Origin of the sequence: Streptomyces albiflavescens (assembly GCF_014645835.1) — a bacterium.
Classification (GTDB): domain Bacteria; phylum Actinomycetota; class Actinomycetes; order Streptomycetales; family Streptomycetaceae; genus Streptomyces; species Streptomyces albiflavescens.
In genome coordinates this window covers 144,487-164,552 of the sequence record NZ_BMMM01000019.1, presented here as the reverse complement: position 1 = coordinate 164,552, position 20,066 = coordinate 144,487, and the positions used below count along the sequence as shown (strand labels likewise).

The following is a 20,066-nucleotide window of genomic DNA, read 5'->3' as shown; positions in this document are numbered from 1 at the left end:
GACATGGACGGATCGAGCTACTACTTCCCTGCCGTCGCCATGGGCGCCGCCATCGCCTTCAAGGGGCCCGCCCTGGTCCGCGGCTGGCGCGACCCGCTGATGCGTTCCGTGGGCGTACTCCTGGCGCTCGCGGGTCTGGTGTTCCTCTTCGCGGCCCCGCCGACCATCGCCGAGGTCAACGAACTCACCGGGGTGCCCAACATCTCGGCGCCACTGGTCTATTGCCTGCTCAGCGCCTTCAGTGCGTCCTGTCTTGTGCTGATCATCAACTGGCGCGGCGGGCCGCCCGAGGTGACCCGTCGGCTCACGCGCCGCTGGATCACCGGGTACAGCGTGGTGGGTGTGGCGCTGATCGTGTCCTTCGCCCTGGGAGACGCCCCCGAGGAGCGGCTGCGGGACCTCGACACCTACTACGCCAATACGCCCTTCATCCGCGAGATGATCGTGCTCTACCTCGTGTCGCTCACCGTCGCGGGCGTCGCGATGAACGTCATGTGCTGGCGCTGGGCGGTCCAGGTGCACGGCTGGCTACGGGCCGGGCTGCTGATCATCGCGTTCGGCTCGCTGTGCAACATCCCCTACGCGGCGGCCAAGTTCACCGCCGTGGTGGCCCGCTGGAACGGCGGGAACCTGGACGGCCTGAGCACCAATGTGGCACCCGTGCTGGCCTCCGTCGGGGCACAGATCACCGCGGTCGGCTTCTGTGTCCCGCTGGCCTGCCAGCGCATCGGGGACAGCTGGAACACCTGGTCGACGTACCGCAGGCTCGGGCCGCTGTGGCGCGAGCTGAAGCCGGTCTCCGCGCACGAGGACCGGGCGGTGCGGATCTCCTGGTGGTCCCCCGCCGAACTCCAGGTCACCCAGCGGGAGTCCGACATCCACGACGGCATGCTCAGCCTCTACCCCTACTTCGACTCCGCGGTGCGCGCCCATGCCTACGACGCGGCCATGGCGGCGGGTTCCTCGCCCGTCCAGGCGCAGGCCGAGGCGGACGCGGCGATGGTGACGGCCGCGGTGCGCGCCAGGGCCGCGGATCCGGACGGCAGGATCATCAGCTCGGCGGAGGCAGCCACCGCCGCGCCGGCGGCGGACGGATCCGCCGACGCGTACGCGTACACCGACGGCCCGCGCGACCTCGTGCGGATGTCCATCGCGCTGCGTCAGTCACCCGTCGTCGCGGCTGCCCGAGGGCAGGCCCCGACCAGGTCAGAGAGCGACTTCCATGAACGAACCAGCTAGCGCCTCCCGGGACTCGGCTTCACCGGACAGATCCGCCGACGCCGCACACCGTCTGCCGTCGGACGGGCCCGCCCGTCGTGCCGTCGTCGTCGGCGGCGGGCTGGCCGGTCTGCTGGCCGCGGCCGCCCTGCACGAATACGCCGACGTCACCGTCGTCGAGCGCGACGCGCTGCCCGACGGGCCCGAGCCGCGCAAGGGCCTTCCCCAGGCCCGCCACGCCCATCTGCTGTGGTCCGGCGGCGTCCGCGCGATGGAGGACCTGCTGCCCGGGGTGACCGACGCCTGGCTCGCCGCGGGCGCCCGGCGCATTCCGCTGCCGACCGGCCTCGTCTCCCTGTCGGCGCAGGGCTGGCTTCGGCGCTTTCCCGAGATGCAGTTCATGATCGCGTGCAGCCGGGATCTGCTCGACTCGGTCCTGCGCGCGCAGCTGGCCAAGAAGGAGCGCGTCACCGTTCTGCAGCGCACCGAGCTCCTCGGCCTGGAGGGCGGAGCCTCCCGGGTGACGGGCGTGCGGGTGCGAACGTCCGAGGGCGAGGAGCTCGTCCTGGACGCCGATCTGGTGGTGGACACCTCGGGGCGCGGCTCACGGGCGAGCACCTGGCTCGACGCGCTGGGCGTGCCCGAGGCGCCGATGGACGAGGTGGACTCCGGCCTCGCGTACGCCAGCCGGATCTTTCGCGCGCCCGCGGACACCGAGGACTTCCCCGTGGTCAATGTCCAGCCCGACGCGGCGCAGCCGGTGCCGGGCCAGTCCGCGACGATCGTGCCCATCGAGGGCGGCCGCTGGCTGGTGACGCTCTCCGGCACACGCGACGGTCAACCGACCGACGCCACCGAGGAGTTCGAGACGTTCGCGCGCGGCGTCAGGCATCCGGTCGTGGGTGAGCTGATCGCGCACGCCGAGCCGCTGACGGACGTCGCGCTCAGCCGCAGCACGGTCAACCGGCGGCGCTTCTTCGAGAAGGTGAAGGACTGGCCCGAGGGGTTCGTCGCACTCGGCGACGCCGTCGCCACGTACAACCCGGTCTACGGGCACGGCATGTCGGTGGCCGCGCAGGGCGCCGTGGCGCTGCGCGGGCTCGTGGCCGAGCACGGGCTGAGGGCACCGGGGCTGGCGCGGCGAGCACAGCGTGCGGTGTCCCGGCCAGTGGCCGTTGCCTGGGACCTCGCGACGGGCACCGACATCCGCTACCCGGGCGCGATCGGCAAGCAGCCCGGGGGCGCGCAGAATCTGCTCGGCCGCTATGTGAACCGGCTCATGCTGACGGCGACCGGGCGCCCGCTGGTCACCCAGGCCCTGCTCGCCGTGATGACGCTGTCCGGACCGCTCCCCGCTCTCTTCAAGCCCGAGGTCGCCTTCGCGGTACTCCGCGGCCCGCGGCGCCCGCCGCTGTCCGAACCGCCGTTCACGGACCAGGAACGGGCCCTGGTTCGCACCGAGGAGTCACCCGCCAGAGGCTGACACCGCGCCGCGGGAGCGAGCGGGCCTCACGTCGCGCTGCGTTCGCTCGCCTCCCGCAGGTCCCGTTCCACGGCACGGTTCTTGGCGGTGTCCGGCTGACCGGCCGCGGTGCCGGGGCGGCCGGCGCGCAGCAGCTCCCGCCAGTGCTCACGGCTCCAGTCGGCCGGGTGCGTGGTGCTGGTGAACTCCTCGACCAGGGCCAGGAAGCGCGCCGGGTCGCTGTGGAAGGGGAAGTGGCCGGCGCCCTCGAAAATCTCCAGGCGGCTGCCCGGCATCGCCTGGTGCGCCCGGTACGCGTGGCGCACCGGCACCACGCTGTCCCGGTCGCCCCAGAGCAGCATCGTGGGCATGCCCTCCGTCAGATAGCAGCGGTCGAGCATGGTGACCGCCTGGCCGCGCCAGTCGACCACGGCGCGCAGGGTGCGGATGAAGGCACTGCGCGAGGTCGCGTCGGGCAGCGCGTCCACGAGGGTCAGCAACTCCGGTGCGTCCTGGCCCAGATCGCTGTCGAGGAGTCTCATCAGGCGGGCGAACAGCCCCACTTGGAGGCGCATTCCGGGCAGCCGCAGCGTAGCGAGCATGAGGTGGGCGCCGGGCAACGAGACAGCGCGCAGTACGGGATTGACCTCACCCCCGACACCGCCCGCGCTGACCAGGATGAGCCGCTCGGTGCGCTCGGGGAACTGATAGGCGAACTGCATCGCCACTCCGCCGCCCAGCGAGTGCCCGACCAGCGTGGCGGACTCGATGTCGAGCGTGGCGAGCAGATCGCGTACCCCGTTGGCGTACGCGGCCACCGAGTAGTCGGCCCGCGGTTTGTCGGAGGCACCGTGGCCGAGGAGATCGGGCGCGATCACCGTGTGGGTATGTGCGAGGTCGGGGATCAGCTCCGCCCAGGTCGCGGAGGAGTCGCCGATGCCGTGGATCAGGACGAGCGCCGGACCCTCGCCTGCCATCCGGTAGGCGCGCCGGTAGCCGTGCACGACGCGGTGGTGCAGGCGCAGTTCCCCGTCGCCCACCGAGCGCAGCCGCGGACGCCGAGGCGGTACGTCGACCACGGGCCACCTCCTGTTCCCAGGCCGCCGTGCAGGCGGACCCCGGCTTTCCCGTCCAGCCTAGGGCCGCTGTCCCACACGGCATTTCCGTGAGGTTTCGCCTCGGCTAAGCGGGCGAACCACCGCGCACCGAAACGGGATTGTCAGTGGCAGACGGCAAGCTGGAGTCACGTACCGCCATGCACCACTCCATGTACCGCCATGTACCGCTTCGACAATCCGACCCGGGGAGAGCCGTCCGATGCCGACCGCCGTACTGACCGACCATGAACGCGCCGCCGTGCAGGCCTACCTCCGTCTCCTGCAGACCGTACGGGCCGCCTTCGACAGCCCGCCGGACGGGCGCCGACCACCCATGGTGCCGCCCGCCGCGCTCGCCGAGGCGGAGCGCGCGCTGGCGGCGGCCGGGCTCGCGGGCAACGAGGAGGCATTCTTCCGGCTGCTGCACACCTGGTGCCCGGAGCCTACTCAGGCGTGAGGCACGACGATTGCGGCTGGAGTCCGGCGTGCGGCACGACGAGCACCGCCGGACACCCACGTGCCGCACGACGAGCACCGCCGGACACCGGCATACGGCACGGTGCCCAGGGCCGCCTCAGGCGTGCGGCACCGTGACCACTGTCGCGACCAGCCCCCGCTGGACGGTCCAGCGGCCGTCGAAGGCTTCGACGCGCTCGCCGTCCACCAACGGTCCCGGCACCAGGAGTTGGGCGTGGAAACGCCCTGACAGAACGGGGCCGCCGGACGCGGCCCCCTGGAGGACGTCGATGTCCGCCTCGGAGAAGTCCAGCCACTTCTTGGTGAGCGGGAACCACGCCTTGTAGACCGACTCCTTGGCGCTGAACAGGAGCCGGTCCCAGTGGACGTCGGGCATCTCGGTGCCGAGCCGGTCGAGCCGACCCACCTCGGCGGGCAGGGCCACGGCGTCGAGAACCCCCTCCGGGAGCGACAGGTGGGGTTCGGCGTCGATGCCGAGGGAGGCCAGATCGGTGGCGCGGGCGAGCGCTGCGGCGCTGTAGCCGTCGCAGTGCGTCATGCTGCCGATCAGGCCCGACGGCCACTGCGGCGCTCCGCGTTCGCCCGGCAGGACGGGTCCCGGGGGCACCCCGAGCTTCTCCATGGCCCGCCGGGCGCAGGTGCGCACGGCGGTGAACTCGCGGCGCCGCTTCTGCACGGCGCGCGTCAGCAGCGCCTGCTCCTCGGGGTACAGGGTCGCGCCCTCGGCCCCGTCGTCACCGTAGCTCTCCACGGCCACGACCGACTCCGGGAGCAGCTCCTCCATCACCGGCTCCGACCTCCATCGGCAGAATGCGGCGCAGCGTGCCCGGTGTTCCCGGTCGTGTGCGCCATTCGCGGGGGTAACCCACCGAGACCTCTTCGAAGCGGACACCCTCGTGCCAGGTGGTCCGCGGGATGTGGAGATGACCGTAGACCATGGCCTCGACACGGAACCTGTGGTGCCAGTCGGCGGTCGCCGTGGTGCCGCACCACATCGCGAACTCGGGGTAGCGCAGAATGTCCGTCGGGTGACGGTCCAGCGGGTAGTGATTGACCGGGATGGTGGGCAGATCGTCCGGCAGTTCGGCGAGCCTGCGCTCGGTCTCGGCGACCCGGGCCCGGCACCAGGCCTCGCGGCTCGGATAGGGGTCGGGGTGGAGCAGGTGCTCGTCGGTGCAGACCACTCCGGTCCCCTCGGCGTAGGCCAGCCCCTGGGCCTTGGTGACGCAGCCCTGCGGCAGGAACGAGTAGTCGTAGAGCAGGAAGAGCGGTGCGACGACCGCCGGGCCGCCGGGTCCGTCCCAGACCGGATAGGGGTCCTCGGGGGTCGTGACGCCCAACTCCCGGCACATGGCCACCAGGTGTTCGTAGCGGGCGACCCCGCGCAGCTCCACGGCGTCCTTCGGGTGCGTCCACAGCTCGTGGTTCCCGGGCACCCAGATCACCTTGCGGAAGCGGCCGCTGAGCGTCTCCAGGGCCCACTGGATGTCGGCGACGACCTCCCCGACGTCACCGGCGACCAGGAGCCAGTCGTCGTCCGTCTCGGGGCGCATCTTCTCGACGATCGCGCGGTTCTCGGAGTATCCGATGTGCAGATCGCTGATGGCCAGCAGGTTCCCGTGACCGCCGTCTGTCGACCGCACGCGTGACACCCCCGAAGAAGACGAATGGAAACACAAGAACACATCCGCCCCCCACGGGACAAGAACGGCCCGCCGCAGGCCCTCCTTCGCTTCGGATCCCGGCGTCCATGACCTCTTGTCGAGCACTTCCGAAATCCGTAACACGCCCGTAGCAGCACAGGGGCCCCACGCCCCCTATGATCGCCCCAACACGGCCGCCACGAACCTCCTTCGGCGTACGGCGACTTGGTGTTCCTCCCACTCCCCTGGCCGGGCACGGCCTGCTCCGCCGTGCCCGCGAACCGTGAAAGGTGGCCTGCATGGGCTCTCGCGTACGCGTCTGGCTCAACCGCACGTACGCGGAGAACGTGTTCTTCATGGATCAGCTGCGAAGTAATCCGCAGCACCGCGCGGTCGAGATCCATGCCACCCACGGCGATCCCGACTCTCCCGTGCTGGCCGCCGCCGACGTGGCCTCCATGGAGCCCGAGGGGCTGTCCCCGCGCGCGTATGTCGAGTACGCCCTCGACCACTGCGCCCGCCACTCCATCGACGTGTTCGTGCCGGTGCTGCACCAGGCCGCCGTCGTCGCGCAGCGCGCCGAGTTCGCCGCGGTCGGTACGGCACTGCTGGCTCCGCCCACCGAGGCCGTGACCGTCTTCCAGGACAAGGTCACCGCCTACGAGGCGGTCCAGGCGGTGGGCGTGCCGGTGCCTCCCTGGTGGCGGGTGCGCACCGCGGAGCAGCTGGTCGCGGCGGTCGAGGCGCTGGAGTCCTCGGGGCACAAGGCGTGCTTCAAGCCGGCGGCGGGGGCGGGCGGAGTGGGCTTCCGCGTGATCACGCGCGCCCCCTTCTCGCTCATGCACCTCAACGGGTTTCCCAGCCCTTATGTGCCGCTGGAGCTGGTCGTGGACGCGCTGCGCGAGGCCGACCATCCCGTCGACTGGCTGGTGATGCCGCGCCTGGAGGAGCCGGAGGTGTCCGTCGACTGCCTCACCGGGCCCGACGGGCGGGTCCGTATGGCGGTGGGCCGCACCAAGGGCGGGCGCCGCCGCGGGTTCACCCTCCACCCCTCGTGGATCGAGCCCGCGCGGCTGCTGGCCGAGGCGTTCGAACTGCACTATCTGACGAACATCCAGTTCCGCATGTACGGCGACGAGCCGGTCCTCATGGACGTCAACACCCGTCCGGCGGGCGGACTCCACCAGCTCTCGCAGTGCGGCGTCAACGCGCCCTGGGCGGCTGTGCAGTTGGCGCTCGGCGAGGAGACGGGGGAGGTCGTTCCGCCGTTCCTCGGGCAGGACTACACGGTGGTCTCGGGCCCCCGTCCGGTACGCGCGGTGTCGCTGCCGCAGCAGCGGACCGACACGCCCGCGGCCCCGCTGCCCGGCGTGCCCGCCCCGACCACGGGACCCGCGCCTTCCCCCGCCACAGAACCCGCATCCACCACCGTCACCGTCACCGCCACCGCCGGCGCGGCCATCGCACCGGCCTGAGGGCATTCCGATCAACCGGTCTGGACCAATTCCCGCTCAGCGTCTTGACAGCGAGATTGGTCCATACCAACTTGGTTGCGCACCTCTCAGCACTCCCGAACACCCCCATTTCTTCAGGGAGATCGCGTGCGCATCACACACCTCAGACGTTCCAGACATCGCTTCTTCGCTCTGCTCGGCACCGCCGCCCTGGCCCTGGCCGGGGCGGTCGCCCTGCCCACTACGGCCCAGGCGGCCAACATCCTGACCAACCCCGGATTCGAGTCGGGCAGCCTCTCCCCCTGGACCTGCACCGGGAACCTGGGCTCGGTCGTCTCCAGCCCCGTGCACGGCGGCTCCAAGGCCCTCGCGGGGGCGGCGAGCTCAAGTGACAACGCCCAGTGCAGCCAGACCGTCTCGGTCCAGCCGAACACGACGTACAGCCTCTCCGGTTGGGTGCGCGGCAGCTACGTGTACCTGGGCGTGGACGGCGGTGCGTCGACCTGGACGACGTCCCCGTCGGCGTACAGCCAGCTCACCGTGTCCTTCACGACCGGCGCCTCGCAGACGAGCGCCAAGATCTATGTCCACGGCTGGTACGCGCAGGGCACCTACTACGCCGACGACATCAGCCTGGACGGGCCGGGCGGCGGCGGTGGCTCCGACACCCAGGCGCCGACGGCTCCGACGAACCTGACCTCCACCGGCAAGACCTCTTCGAGCGTGTCGCTGTCGTGGGGCGCGTCGAGCGACAACGTCGGCGTGAGCGCGTACGACATCTACAGCGGCTCGAACCAGGTGCTCAGCGTGTCGGGCACGAGCGCCACGGTCAGCGGGCTGTCGGCGAGCACCACCTACACGTTCACCGTCAAGGCGCGGGACGCCGCCGGGAACACCTCGGCGGCCTCCAACTCCGTCTCCGTGACCACCAACGCGGGTGGTGGCGGCGGCACCGGCTTCAAGCAGGCGGCTCCCTATCTGTACCTCGGCTGGGGCGATCCGCCGAGCGCGACCTCGGTGATGAGCTCGACCGGGATCAAGTGGTACACAATGGCGTTCATGCTCGACTCGGGCGGCTGCAACCCCGCCTGGGACGGCAGCAGGCCGCTGACCGGCGGCAACGACCAGACCGTCATCAACCAGATCCGCTCCGCGGGCGGTGACATCGTCCCGTCGTTCGGCGGCTGGCAGGGCAGCAAGCTCGGCGCCAACTGCTCGTCGGCGAGCGCTCTCGCCGGTGCGCTGCAGAAGGTGATCGACGCCTACAGTCTCAAGGCGATCGACATGGACATCGAGAATACGGACGAGTTCGAGAACGAGGCCGTCCAGGCGAAGATCCTGACCGCGCTGAAGACCGTCAAGGCCAACAACCCCGGCCTGAAGACGATCGTCACCTTCGGCACCTCGACGACCGGCCCGACCTACTACGGAAACCGTCTCATCGAGCAGGCGCAGTCGCTGAACGCGGGGATCGACGTCTTCACGATCATGCCGTTCGACTTCGGCGGCGGCTCCGACATGTACGGCAACACCGTCAATGCCACCGAGGGGCTGAAGGCCAAACTGAAGTCGACCTTCGGCTGGGACGACGCCACGGCCTACTCCCACATCGGCATCTCCGGCATGAACGGTCTGTCCGACCAGCAGGAGAACACCACCCCGGCGATCTGGACCCAGATCCGCGACTGGGCGAACTCCCACCACATCGCCCGGCTCGCCTACTGGGCGGTCAACCGCGACCGGCCCTGCCCCGGCGGCGGCGTGGTGAGCAACTGCTCCGGCATCAGCCAGAGCAACTGGCAGTTCACCTCCATCACGGCCGGCTTCACGGGCTGAGGCACGGCTGACGGCGCGAGAGTGCGGTGGGCCGTCCGGGACTTCCGGACGACCCATCGCACCACCCGGTCCGCCCCCAGGGTTCGCGGCAGTCATACTCACGAGGTGACGACGACGCCCCCCGATGAGAGCACCCCGCCGCGCGCCCGCCTGGGCAGCTGGCCCACCCCGCTGGAACCCGCTCCCCGACTGGCCCTCGCACTGGGTCTCGGTGCCGGCGACCTGTGGGTCAAGCGCGACGACCTCACCGGACTGGGCGGCGGCGGAAACAAGATCCGCAAGCTGGAGTGGACATGCGGGGCGGCCCTGGCGGAGGGCGCCACCACCCTGGTGACCACCGGCGCGCCGCAGAGCAACCACGCGCGGCTGACCGCGGCGGCGGGCGCCCGGCTGGGGCTCCGTGTCGTCCTCGTGCTCGCCGGGGCGGCCGGATCGTCGGCCGCCGGCAACCTCGCGCTCGACGGGCTCTTCGGTGCCACCGTCGTCTGGGCGGGCGAGGGCGAGCGACTGGAGTCCCGGGCGCAGCAGGTGGTCGAGGAGCTGCGGCGGCGGGGCGAGGTCCCGGCGCTCATCCCCTTCGGAGGGTCCAGCGCGCTCGGCGCCCGCGGCTACGTCGAGTGCGCCCGCGAACTCCTGGACCAGGCACCCGACGTGGCGAACGTCGTCGTCGCGCTCGGCTCGGGCGGCACCATGGCCGGGCTCGTCGCCGAGCTCGGCGGCGCGCGCGTGCTCGGCGTGCACTGCGGCGCCGTCGCCGACCCCGCCCGGACCGTGGCCGACCTGACCGCCGCGCTGACCGGCAGGCCCTGCGCACCACAGGCGCTGCGGATCGGGCTCGACCAGGTCGGAGACGGGTACAGCACGCTCACCGAACCGGTGATGAGCGCCCTGACCCTGGCCGCGCGCACCGAGGGCATCGTCCTCGACCCGATCTACACCGGACGCGCGATGGCGGGGCTGGTCGCGGCCGTCGAGGACGGCGACATCACCGCGGGGCAACGCACCGTCTTCCTTCACACCGGCGGTCTGCCCGGGCTCTTCGGCCACCCCACGACGCTCGCGCGAGCGGAGGCCGCCCTCCTCGGCGAGTGACCGGTCAACCCGCCGCATATCCCCAGGCACGCGCCAACTCCGCCAGCCTGGGCGGCAGTTCGACCGCCGGATCGGCACCACGGGCAGGCTGCACACGGCCCGACCTGATGGTGTCGCTCCAGTCGCCGAGCTGGGGACGGAAGGTGCCGTGGTCCTGGGTGCCGTAGTCGAGCATGCCGCTCTCCCAGGGGACGCCGAGATGGTCGCACAGACCTCGGGTGGTCGTCTCGGGGTCGGCCGTGAGCTGTTCGTACGTGATCACGTGGGCGTCGAGGTTCTGGCGGGCCTCTTCCAGCTTCTCGCTGTAGTCGAGGACCTCGGCGGCAATGGCCTCGTGGTCGGGGTCCGAGCGGCGGTTGGTCAGCGAGGTGATGACCGCGCCCGGGTGGCGGAGCAGGACGATGTAGCGGGCGTTCGGCCAACATCGGTGCAGGCGGGGCCAGACGAGGGTGTTCGGCGGGGTCTTGTCGACGATGATCCGCTTGCCGCTGCGGGTGAGTTCGAGGTGCAGCAGCCGGTCCCACAGGGCGTGTTCCAGCTCGTCCTTGTCGAGTTCGAGCGCCTGCATGGCGTCCGCGGTGAAGTCACGGGACAAGTGGACGTGGACGGTGCGCAGATGCATCTCGTGCGGGGCGCGGATCTGGCTGTGGCTGTTGAGCAGGACCCGCAGCAGCGTCGAGCCGGAGCGCACGGAGGAGAGCACGAAGACGGGCGAGTCCACCAGCCGCGGAGCGCGCGGGGCGACGTACGACCGCTCGTCGGGACTCCCGGGACTCCAGGGCGACGGGACGGCATCCAGGACGCGCCGCGGCGGGCGCACCGCCTCGGCCATCAGCCTCCCCCTGCGCCTCAGTCCCTTGCCGATCGCGGCCATACGCCGGTCTCGCACGGTGGCACCTCTCTTCTCTCGCGTCTGACCCGCATCACAGGGGGGAAGGAAGAACTCCAGGTGTCGCGCAGGGAACGGGCCATGGTCACGGCGAGTGGTGCACCCACCGTGACCAGGCCTCTTACCGCTTTCTTAATTCTTCATGGGAGCGGCGGTCACGGTCACGGCAGCAGCGTCACTTCTTCTCCACGGCCAGGCGCAGCGTCTGCACTTCGAAGGGGCGCAGCGCGACCGGGACCGCGTTCCCGTCGGTGTCCGCAACCGAGAGCGGGCGCTCCAGAAGGTCGGTCACCTGGGCCCCGGCGAGCGGGAAGCCGGTGCGCAGGGTACCGGTGGCGCGGCCGCCGCGGGACTCGTAGAGACGTACGACGACATCGCCCGAGGCGTCGTCGGCGAGCTTGACCGCCTCGATCGTCACACCCTCGCCGTCGACGGAGACGACGGGCTGGACAGGACCGGCGGAATCGGTCACCCGCAGCGGCAGGTTGAGCGCGTAGCCCTCCGCGACCGCGTCCTCGATGCTCGCTCCCGGGAGGAGGGAGTACGTGAAGCGGTGCTTGCCCTGGTCAGCCTCCGGGTCGGGCACGCGCGGGGCGCGCACCAGCGACAGCCGCACGGTCGTCGTCGTACCGCCGTCCTCACGGACCGTTCGGGAGACGTCGTGGCCGTAGGTCGAGTCGTTGATGACCGCGACGCCGTAGCCCGGTTCGCCGATGTGCACCCAGCGGTGGCCGTACACCTCGAAACGGGCCGCCTCCCAGCTCGTGTTGGTGTGGGTGGGGCGCTGAACGTGGCCGAACTGGATCTCCGCGGAGGAGTGCGGGGCCCTGATGTCCACCGGGAAGGCGGCCTTGAGGAACTTCTCGGCCTCGTGCCAGTCGATCTCCGTCTCGATGTCGATACGGGCGCTGCCGGCCCGGACGGTGATCGTCTGGACGATCTTCGATCCCTGGCCGAACGACCGCTCCACGCGGATCGCGCCGAGCAGCGGGTCCTGGTCGACGACCGTGATCGAGTCGGCGTCCAGGAGGTCTGTGTAGCGGTTCTTGTAGTGCTTGTCGACGTCCCAGGCGTCCCAGTAGTTGGGCAGGTCGGTGTGCAGGCGCAGCAGGTTGCCCTGGTCGGCGAGGACTTCACGCCCGGCACGGTGGTCCCGGACGGAGGCGAGCGTTCCGTCGTCGGCCAGCTCGACACGGACCAGGCCGTTGTCGAGGACGCGGTCGGTCACCACCACGATGTCCTGGGGCCGGTCGTGGCCGAGGGCAGCGCTTCCGTTCCCCGGCACCTTCACAAAGGTGGTCGCGCCGTCGGGCGCGCGCACCACCTCGGACCGCTCGAAGGGACTCGTGTTGAAGGCCCGGACCTCGCCACCGCCGAGCGCCGCGACCGCCTCGGCCGTCAGCACCTCCAACTCCTCGGCCACGCGGGCGTATTCGGCCTCCGCCTCCCGGTGCACCCAGGCGATCGACGACCCCGGCAGGATGTCGTGGAACTGATGGAGCAGGACCGTCTTCCAGAGCTGGTCGAGCCTCTCGTACGGGTAGGTGTAGTCCGGCGCGTGCAGGGCGGCGGTCGTCGCCCACAACTCGGCCTCGCGGAGCTTGTGCTCGCTGCGGCGGTTGCCCTGCTTGGTGCGGGCCTGGGAGGTGTACGTGGCGCGGTGCAGCTCCAGATAGAGCTCGCCCACCCAGACGGGGGCGTCCGGGTACTCCTCCCGGGCCTTCGCGAAGAAGGCGTCGGGGTGCTCGACCACCACCTTGGGCGAGCCCTCCAGGTCGGCGAGCCTGCGCGCCCGTTCCATGATCTCGCGGGTGGGGCCGCCACCGCCGTCGCCCCAGCCGAAGGGGGCCAGGGATCTCGTGGCGGCGCCCTTCTCCTGGTAGTTGCGCGTCGCGCGGGCCATCTCCTCGCCACTGAAACGGGCGTTGTAGGTGTCGACCGGCGGGAAGTGCGTGAAGATGCGTGTGCCGTCGATGCCCTCCCACCAGAAGGTATGGTGCGGGAACTTGTTGGTCTGGTTCCAGGAGATCTTCTGGGTCAGGAACCAGTCGTTGCCGGCGAGCTTGGCGAGCTGCGGGTAGGCCGCGTTGTAGCCGAAGGAGTCGGGCAGCCAGACGCCCTTGGTCTCGATCCCGAAGTGCTCGATGAAGAACCGCTTGCCGTGGACGAGCTGGCGGGCGATCGCCTCGCCGCCGGGCAGATTGCCGTCGGCCTCGACCCACATGCCGCCGACCGGCGCCCACTGGCCCTTCTTCACGGACTCCTGGATGCGGGCCCAGACGTGCGGGTAGTTGTCGCGCACCCACGCGTACTGCTGGGCCTGTGAGCAGGCGAAGACGAACTCCTCGTACTCGTCGGCGAGCGACGTGACGTTGGAGAAGGTGCGGGACGTCTTGCGCTTGGTCTCGCGGATCGGCCACAGCCAGGCGGAGTCGATGTGGGCGTGGCCCACGCCGGAGATCCGGTGGGCGCTGGCATGCGCGGGCTTGGCCAGGGCCGGGGCGAGGACCTCCCGGACGGCCGCCGCGCTGCCGGAGATGTCGTCGAGGTCCAGGGCGTCGAGCGCGCGGTCCAGGGTGTGCATGATCTCGTGGCGGCGCGGGTCGTGCTCGCCCAGTTCGAGCATCAGCTCGCGCAGCACCTGGACGTCCAGGTCGAGGTGCCAGACCTCCTCGTCGAGGATCGCGATGTCGGCCCGCTTGAAGACGTACAGCGGCTTGTCGCCGGCGGTCAGGACGTCGCCGAGCGGGGTCGGGCGCGCGAAGTCGCCTGCGAGGATGTCGGGGTTCGAAGCGGCCTCGACCAGGTAGTCGACCGACTCCCCTCCCGCCACCGGGTTGCCGATCGGCACGTACTGGTTGAGCGGGTTGACCGCCTTCAGCGGTGTCCCGTCCGTGCGGTGGACGAGGGCCTCGGCCTGGTTGCCCGGCCAGTCGCCGACGAAGCCCAGGTCGATGACGGCTTCGACACGCTTGCCGGCCCACGCGGCAGGGACCTGGCCGCGCATCTTGAACCACGTCGTGCCCCACGGCGGTCCCCACGGGGTGTCCATCGCGAAGGGCTCGTACGAGGCGGCTGCGGCTTCGTCGAACGGGACGGGCTCGCCGGGAGCCTGCCAGGCCTCGACCTCGAACGGTACGGACGCGGCGTATATCGCGGGCTTGATGCGCTGGTCGTGGACGCGCTCTACGCGCTCTTCGATCCGGCGGCGTTCGTCGTGCATAAGAAGTCTCCAGGGAGGTGGAAAGCGCTTACTTAAGGTACGCCAGGCCTGGGTGGACCGAGGTGTATCCGTCGACGAGACTGCGTGCCACGTTCACGGAGTCCACGAGCGGATGCAGGGCGAAGGCCTTCACCGCGGTGGTACGCGAGCCCGACTCGGCCGCGGACAGCACCTCCCGCTCCACCGCCTTGACCGCGCACACCAGCCCGGTCGCATGGCCGGGCAGCGGGTCCACGGCGACGGGATGCGCGCCGTTGGCGTCGACCAGGCACGGCACCTCGATGACGGCCTCCGTGTCGAGGACGGAGAGGGTGCCACGGTTGCGGACGTTGAGGATGAGGGTGGTGCGCTCGTCGCGGGCGATGGCCCGCATCAGGGCGAGGGCGACCTTCTCGTAGCCGCCGGAGAGATCGTCGGCGTCGCGTTCGCCGGCGCCGGCCGTCTCCCGGTTCTCGGACATGTACGTGGCCTCACGCTCGGCGCGGGTCCGGTCCCAGGCGGTCAGCGCGGCGGCGTCCGGGCGCTTCATCTCGTCGTAGAACCGGGCCTGCTGGTCGCGCAGGAAGGCGCCGCGGGTCTTCTCCGCCTCCTGATAGGCGCGGACGGCTTCGCGGTTGAAGTAGTAGTAGTGCAGGTATTCGTTCGGGACGGCGCCCAGCGACTGGAGCCACTCGGGGCCGAAGAGTTTGCCCTCCTCGAACGAGCCGAGCAGCTCCGGGTCGGCGAGCAGCCGCGGGAGTTCGTCGCGGCCCGCGACGCGCAGCCCGCGTACCCAGCCGAGGTGGTTGAGGCCGACGTAGTCGATCCAGGCCTCGCGCGGGTTCGCGCCGAGTACCTTCGCGATACGGCGGCCGAGGCCGACCGGCGAGTCGCAGATACCGATCACCCGGTCGCCGAGGTGGCGGGACATGGCCTCGGTGACCAGACCCGCGGGGTTGGTGAAGTTGATGACCCAGGCGTCGGGAGCGAGGCGGGCCACCCGCCGCGCGATGTCGACGGCGACGGGCACCGTGCGCAGCCCGTACGCGATACCGCCCGCGCCGACCGTCTCCTGGCCGAGGACGCCCTGGTCCAGGGCGACCCGCTCGTCCGCCGCACGCCCTTCGAGGCCGCCGACGCGGATCGCGGAGAAGACGAAGTCGGCGCCGCGCAGGGCCTCGTCGAGGTCGGTGGTGACGGTCACCTCGGGCGCGTCCGGCACGCCGGCCGCCTGCTCGGCGAGAACGCGGGCCACGGCGGAGAGCCGTCCCGCGTCCAGGTCGTGCAGCACGACCTGGGTGACGCGGCCCTCGGCGCTGTCCCCGAGGAGCGCCCCGTACACGAGCGGGACGCGGAATCCGCCGCCGCCCAGAATGGTCAGCCTCACGCAATTACCACCTTTGCAGTTCGTGCATCGAGCAGGACACGCGGCGGGGGCTCACGCCACGACCACCTGCACGCCGGCTTCCTCCAAGGAGGACCGCGTCGCCGCGTCCACCGGCGCGTTCGTCACCACCACGTCCAGATCCTCGGGGCCGCAGACCTTCGCCATCCCCGTCCCCGGGAACTTGGCCCGGTCGGCGAGCAGGACCACCCGCTCCCCCGCCTTGATCATGGCGCGCTTGACCGGCACCTCGACGACGGTCGTGTCCATCACCTGACCGCCCGGCCGGACCCCGCTGGTGCCGAGGAAGAGCCAGTCGGCGTGCAGTTGACGCAGGTTGTCCTCGGTGAGGAAGCCGACCAGGGAGCGGTACTCGCGGCGGACCATCCCGCCGAGCAGCACCAGCTCTATGCCCTCGTCGTCCACGAGTTCCTCGTAGACCACCAGGTTGCTGGTGATCACGGTGATCCGGCGGCCGTGCAGCTGCCGGGCCAGCCGGTACGCGGTGGTGCCGATGTCGAGGAGCACGGACTGGCCGTCCTCGATGAGTGAAGCGGCCTTCGCGGCTATGGCGTCCTTCTCGGGCACGCGCACCTCGGCGACCTCGGCGAAGGGCTGGTCGCCCTCGTCCACGACCGCGCCGCCGTGCACCCGCGTCAGCAGGCCCTCCTCCTCCAGCTTCAACAGGTCACGGCGGACCGTGGCCGGGCTCACGCCCAGTTGTTCGGAGAGATCGGTCACGGCCGCGGGACCGCCGGAGCGCAGGGCCCGCAGGATGAGTTGATGTCGTCGCTCTGCCAGCACGTCGTGAACAGTACTCGTCATTCCCAATCATTTCTACGCTCACTTCTGCTCGACTCTTGCCAAATCCCTGCGGGGCGCGCACGATCCTGTGCACCGCTTGCAGACTTTTGACGAGAGGATGCGCCCGTGGGCGACGAAGGGCCCGATGTCCTGCTGACCGGGCTGCTCTTCTACGACCTCGTCCTCACCGGGCTGGGCAAGCCTCCGACGCCGGGTGAGGAGATCTGGACCGAGGGCATGGGTGTGAGCCCCGGCGGCATCGCCAACCTGGCCGTGGCGGCCTCCCGTTTCGGCCTGCGCACTTCCCTGGCCACGGTCTTCGGCGACGACCACTACGGCGCGTACTGCCGTGAAGTCCTCGCCGGCCAGGAGGGCATCGACCTCTCGCTCTCCCGCACGGCGGACGGCTGGCACACCCCGGTCACCGTCTCGCTCGCTCTCCCCCGAACTCACGGCTCCCCTCGACCAGGGGGGTCCCCCGTCCACGACCGTGCCCTGGTCACCCACGGCCAGGAACCCCCGTACTCGCAGGACACGCTGATGGGCGACCCGCCCGAGGCGCGCACCGCGCTGGTGCACATCGAGGCCGAGCCGCGCGCCTGGCTCGCCAAGGCGGCCGCGAACGGCACGCAGATCTACGCCGATGTCGGCTGGGACCCCACCCAGCAGTGGTCCACCGACCTCCTCGACCAGCTCTCGCTGTGCCATGCCTTCCTCCCCAACGAGGCCGAGGCGATGGCGTACACGCGTACCGACAGCGCGGTGGCGGCGCTCGGCACCCTCTCCGAACTGGTGCCGGTGGCCGTGGTCACACGAGGCGGCGACGGCGCGGTGGCCGTGGACCAGACGACGGGCGAGTACGCCGAAGTGCCCGCCCTGGACATCGATGTCCTGGACCCGACGGGCGCCGGTGACGTGTTCGGAGCGAGCTTCGTCGCGGCCTCGCTCGGCGGCTGGCCACTGGAGGAGCGGCTGCGCTTCGCGGTCCTGGCCGCCGGGCTGTCCGTGCGGCGGCACGGCGGTGCGCTTGCCGCGCCCGGCTGGTACGGCGTGCACCGCTGGTGGCACTCCCTCGACGACCCCGAACTACGGCGCGCGTACGGCTTCCTGGCCGACCGGATCCCGGCCGACCCGGGCCCGCCCGTCCAGTACGCGCCCGTCACCCCCCGCTGAACCCCCGATCGGTACCTCTCGCTTTCCAAGAACGTCGAAGAACGTCGAAGAACGTCAAAGAACCGAAAGGCGGTGGGAGCTGTGCGGCTCTCACGAAGAAGCCTGCTGCGCGCGGGCCTGGCCGGTACGGCCGCCACGGCGCTCGGCGGCCTGGCGACCGGCTGTGCCGTTCCGACCGGTTCCACCGGCCGGAACATGGTCATGTGGTACTGGAGCGGCGGGCTGAGCCCGAAGGTCGTCCAGGACGCCAAGACCCGCTACGACAGCTCGGTGAACCTGCAGGCCATCCAGATCGGCGGCTACTACCGCTCGAAGCTGATGACCACCATGACCGGCCGTGCCCATATCCCGGACATCGCCGGACTCAAGGGCGAGGACATGGCCTCGTACCTGCCGAACTCCGACCAGTTCGTGGACCTGCGCACGCTCGGCGCCGACAAGCTGAAGGACCAGTACCTGCCCTGGAAGTGGAACGAGGGCATCGCCGAGGACGGCTCGATGGTGGGCTTCCCGATCGACTGCGGTCCGGTCGCGCACTACTACCAGCCGGCCGTCTTCGAGAAGGCCGGGCTGCCCTACGAGCCCACCGACGTGTCCAAGGAGTTGGACACCTGGGAGAAGTTCCTCGCGGCCGGTGAGCAGCTCAAGAAACGCATCCCGGGCGCGTTCATCCTCACCGACGCCCTCAGCATCTACGGCATCTCGATCAACCAGACGACCAAGCGGTTCGTCGACAAGGACCGGCACTTCATCGGCGACCAGGAGCATGTGCGCACCGCCTGGGACCGCGCGGTCGAGGCCACCCGCCGCGGTCTGGTCTCGAAGATCGTCAACGGCACGCCGGACAACATATCCGCCACCGAGCGAGGCCTGCTGCCCAGCCAGCTGAACGCCTCCTGGGCGGCCGGCGACATCAAGCTCAATACGCCGAAGACCAAGGGCAAGTGGCGGGTGGCGGCCTGTCCGGGCGGACCGTCGAACATCGGCGGCTCGTTCCTTGCCATCACTAATGCGTGCCGGGAGCCGGAGAAGGCCTTCGAGATGATCACCTGGATGCTCGACGCGGACAACCAGGCCCAGGGCTTCGTCGACTCGGTGCTCTTCCCGTCGACCCCGGCGTCGTACGGCATGGGGAAGCTCCGCGAACCCGACGCGTTCTTCGGCAACCAGATCACCATGGACGTCTTCGGACCGGCGGCGGAGAAGATCCCGGTCGCCTACAACAGCCCGTACGACATCGCGCTCAAGACCCCGATCGACGACGAGCTGCGGAACTTCTCCGTTCTCGGCAAGGACGAGAAGCAGGCCTGGAAGGACGCCATGAGCAAGTGCCGGCGCATCGCGGACCACCTGGGGGTGAGTTACTGATGGCTACCGCACCCGTGGTCGAGACACCTCCGGCGGTCGTGGCCACTTCCCCCGTCGTCCACCGGAAGAAGGGCATCCTGAGCCACTGGCGGCTGTACGCCGCGATCTCGCCCTTCTATCTCCTGTTCCTCGCCTTCGGCCTGATCCCGGTCGGCTTCTCGCTCTACCTGTCCTTCCATCGCTGGGACGGGCTCGGCTCAATGGAGTTCGCGGGCCTGTCGCAGTACCGCTATCTGCTGGGGGACAGCCAGTTCTGGACGGCGATCGGCAACACGATCATCATCTGGGCGCTGGCCACCTTCCCCATGATCTTCCTGGCGATCATCACGGCCGTGCTGCTCAACTCGGCGGTCCGCTTCAAGAACGTCTACCGCTTCGCCTTCTTCCTGCCGAACGTCACCTCGATCGTGGCCGTCGCGATCATCTTCGGCTCGGTCTTCTCCACCAACTTCGGCCTGATGAACGCCGTGCTGCAGGCGCTCGGCCTGGACCAGGTGGCGTGGCTGAACAGTCCCTGGGGCATCAAGGTCGCCATCGCGACGCTGATGACCTGGCAGTGGACCGGCTACAACGCGATCATCTTCCTCGCCGGGCTCCAGACGATCCCGAGCGAGCTGTACGAGGCGGCGCGGATGGACGGCGCGGGGCCCGTGCAGACCTTCTTCCGCATCACGCTGCCACTGCTGCGTCCGGTGCTGCTCTTCGTGTTGGTCATCTCGACCGTCACCGGACTGCAGAGCTTCTCCGAACCGCAGGTGCTGCTGCAGACCACGGACAACAACTCGTCGTTCGCGGGCGGTCCGGGACACGCGGGCCAGACGATGGTCCTCTACTTCTTCCAGCAGACCTTCGACAACAACGACTTCGGATACGGCGCCGCCGTCGCCTGGGGCATCTTCCTGGTCGTCATCCTCTTCTCGATCATCAACTGGCGGCTGGTGCAGCGCCGGGGCGAAGACTAGGAGAC

At 70.3% G+C, this 20,066-nt stretch carries 16 protein-coding genes; 9 read left to right on the top strand and 7 right to left on the bottom strand.

The window, feature by feature from the left end; translation table 11 throughout:
* Positions 1–3: 3 nt before the first annotated feature.
* Positions 4–1,239: an MAB_1171c family putative transporter gene (locus tag IEY95_RS39105; protein ID WP_189190974.1), complete on the top strand. Its 1,236-nt coding sequence runs from the start codon at positions 4–6 to the stop codon at positions 1,237–1,239.
* Positions 1,223–2,701 (top strand): NAD(P)/FAD-dependent oxidoreductase, encoded by a 1,479-nt coding sequence (locus IEY95_RS39100; RefSeq protein WP_189190973.1) that lies wholly within the window; start codon positions 1,223–1,225, stop codon positions 2,699–2,701. The genes IEY95_RS39105 and IEY95_RS39100 overlap by 17 nt, the downstream gene beginning before the upstream one ends.
* 26 nt (positions 2,702–2,727) lie before the next feature.
* Here the strand turns inward: IEY95_RS39100 and IEY95_RS39095 are convergent, their stop codons facing one another.
* Positions 2,728–3,759, bottom strand: a complete 1,032-nt coding sequence (locus IEY95_RS39095) for an alpha/beta fold hydrolase (RefSeq protein WP_189190972.1) — start codon at positions 3,757–3,759, stop codon at positions 2,728–2,730.
* Positions 3,760–3,997: 238 nt separating this feature from the next.
* On the opposite strand from IEY95_RS39095, the gene IEY95_RS39090 reads away from it, so the two are divergent.
* On the top strand, positions 3,998–4,234 hold the full coding sequence (locus IEY95_RS39090) for a hypothetical protein (protein ID WP_189190971.1): 237 nt from the start codon (positions 3,998–4,000) through the stop codon (positions 4,232–4,234).
* 117 nt (positions 4,235–4,351) lie between these two features.
* Here IEY95_RS39090 and IEY95_RS39085 read toward each other — a convergent pair whose 3' ends face one another.
* Complete coding sequence (locus tag IEY95_RS39085) at positions 4,352–5,041, bottom strand: 4'-phosphopantetheinyl transferase family protein (protein ID WP_189190970.1); 690 nt, start codon at positions 5,039–5,041, stop codon at positions 4,352–4,354.
* A complete protein-coding gene (locus IEY95_RS39080) occupies positions 4,989–5,897 on the bottom strand; it encodes a metallophosphoesterase family protein (protein WP_189190969.1) in 909 nt (302 codons plus the stop codon). The genes IEY95_RS39085 and IEY95_RS39080 overlap by 53 nt, the downstream gene beginning before the upstream one ends.
* 299 nt (positions 5,898–6,196) lie before the next feature.
* Between IEY95_RS39080 and IEY95_RS39075 the strand changes: the two genes are divergently transcribed.
* From IEY95_RS39075 to IEY95_RS39065, 3 genes are all read left to right on the top strand, one after another.
* Positions 6,197–7,372: an ATP-grasp domain-containing protein gene (locus IEY95_RS39075; RefSeq protein ID WP_189190968.1), complete on the top strand. Its 1,176-nt coding sequence runs from the start codon at positions 6,197–6,199 to the stop codon at positions 7,370–7,372.
* Positions 7,373–7,498: 126 nt separating this feature from the next.
* Positions 7,499–9,187: a carbohydrate binding domain-containing protein gene (locus IEY95_RS39070; RefSeq protein WP_189190967.1), complete on the top strand. Its 1,689-nt coding sequence runs from the start codon at positions 7,499–7,501 to the stop codon at positions 9,185–9,187.
* A gap of 105 nt (positions 9,188–9,292) precedes the next feature.
* Positions 9,293–10,279, top strand: coding sequence for a D-cysteine desulfhydrase family protein (locus IEY95_RS39065; RefSeq protein WP_229703652.1), 987 nt, complete (start codon positions 9,293–9,295; stop codon positions 10,277–10,279).
* Between the two features lie 4 nt (positions 10,280–10,283).
* Here IEY95_RS39065 and IEY95_RS39060 read toward each other — a convergent pair whose 3' ends face one another.
* The 4 genes from IEY95_RS39060 to IEY95_RS39045 all read right to left on the bottom strand — a co-directional run bounded on the left by IEY95_RS39060 (position 10,284) and on the right by IEY95_RS39045 (position 16,558).
* Complete coding sequence (locus IEY95_RS39060) at positions 10,284–11,168, bottom strand: sulfotransferase family protein (RefSeq protein WP_229703651.1); 885 nt, start codon at positions 11,166–11,168, stop codon at positions 10,284–10,286.
* Positions 11,169–11,343: 175 nt separating this feature from the next.
* Positions 11,344–14,391: an alpha-mannosidase gene (locus IEY95_RS39055; RefSeq protein ID WP_189190966.1), complete on the bottom strand. Its 3,048-nt coding sequence runs from the start codon at positions 14,389–14,391 to the stop codon at positions 11,344–11,346.
* A gap of 28 nt (positions 14,392–14,419) precedes the next feature.
* Positions 14,420–15,757 (bottom strand): 6-phospho-beta-glucosidase, encoded by a 1,338-nt coding sequence (locus tag IEY95_RS39050; RefSeq protein ID WP_189190965.1) that lies wholly within the window; start codon positions 15,755–15,757, stop codon positions 14,420–14,422.
* A 51-nt stretch (positions 15,758–15,808) separates the two neighbouring features.
* Complete coding sequence (locus IEY95_RS39045; protein ID WP_189191019.1) at positions 15,809–16,558, bottom strand: DeoR/GlpR family DNA-binding transcription regulator; 750 nt, start codon at positions 16,556–16,558, stop codon at positions 15,809–15,811.
* Between the two features lie 126 nt (positions 16,559–16,684).
* Here IEY95_RS39045 and IEY95_RS39040 point away from each other — a divergent pair, with 126 nt between their 5' ends.
* The 3 genes from IEY95_RS39040 (at position 16,685) to IEY95_RS39030 (ending at position 20,061) form a co-directional block, all read left to right on the top strand.
* Positions 16,685–17,731 carry a carbohydrate kinase family protein gene (locus IEY95_RS39040; RefSeq protein WP_189190964.1) on the top strand — a complete coding sequence of 349 codons (1,047 nt, stop codon included), beginning with the start codon at positions 16,685–16,687 and terminating at the stop codon, positions 17,729–17,731.
* An 81-nt stretch (positions 17,732–17,812) separates the two neighbouring features.
* On the top strand, positions 17,813–19,099 hold the full coding sequence (locus IEY95_RS39035; protein ID WP_189190963.1) for an ABC transporter substrate-binding protein: 1,287 nt from the start codon (positions 17,813–17,815) through the stop codon (positions 19,097–19,099).
* Positions 19,099–20,061 carry a carbohydrate ABC transporter permease gene (locus IEY95_RS39030; protein WP_189190962.1) on the top strand — a complete coding sequence of 321 codons (963 nt, stop codon included), beginning with the start codon at positions 19,099–19,101 and terminating at the stop codon, positions 20,059–20,061. Before IEY95_RS39035 ends, IEY95_RS39030 begins: the two co-directional genes overlap by 1 nt.
* Positions 20,062–20,066: the final 5 nt, after the last annotated feature.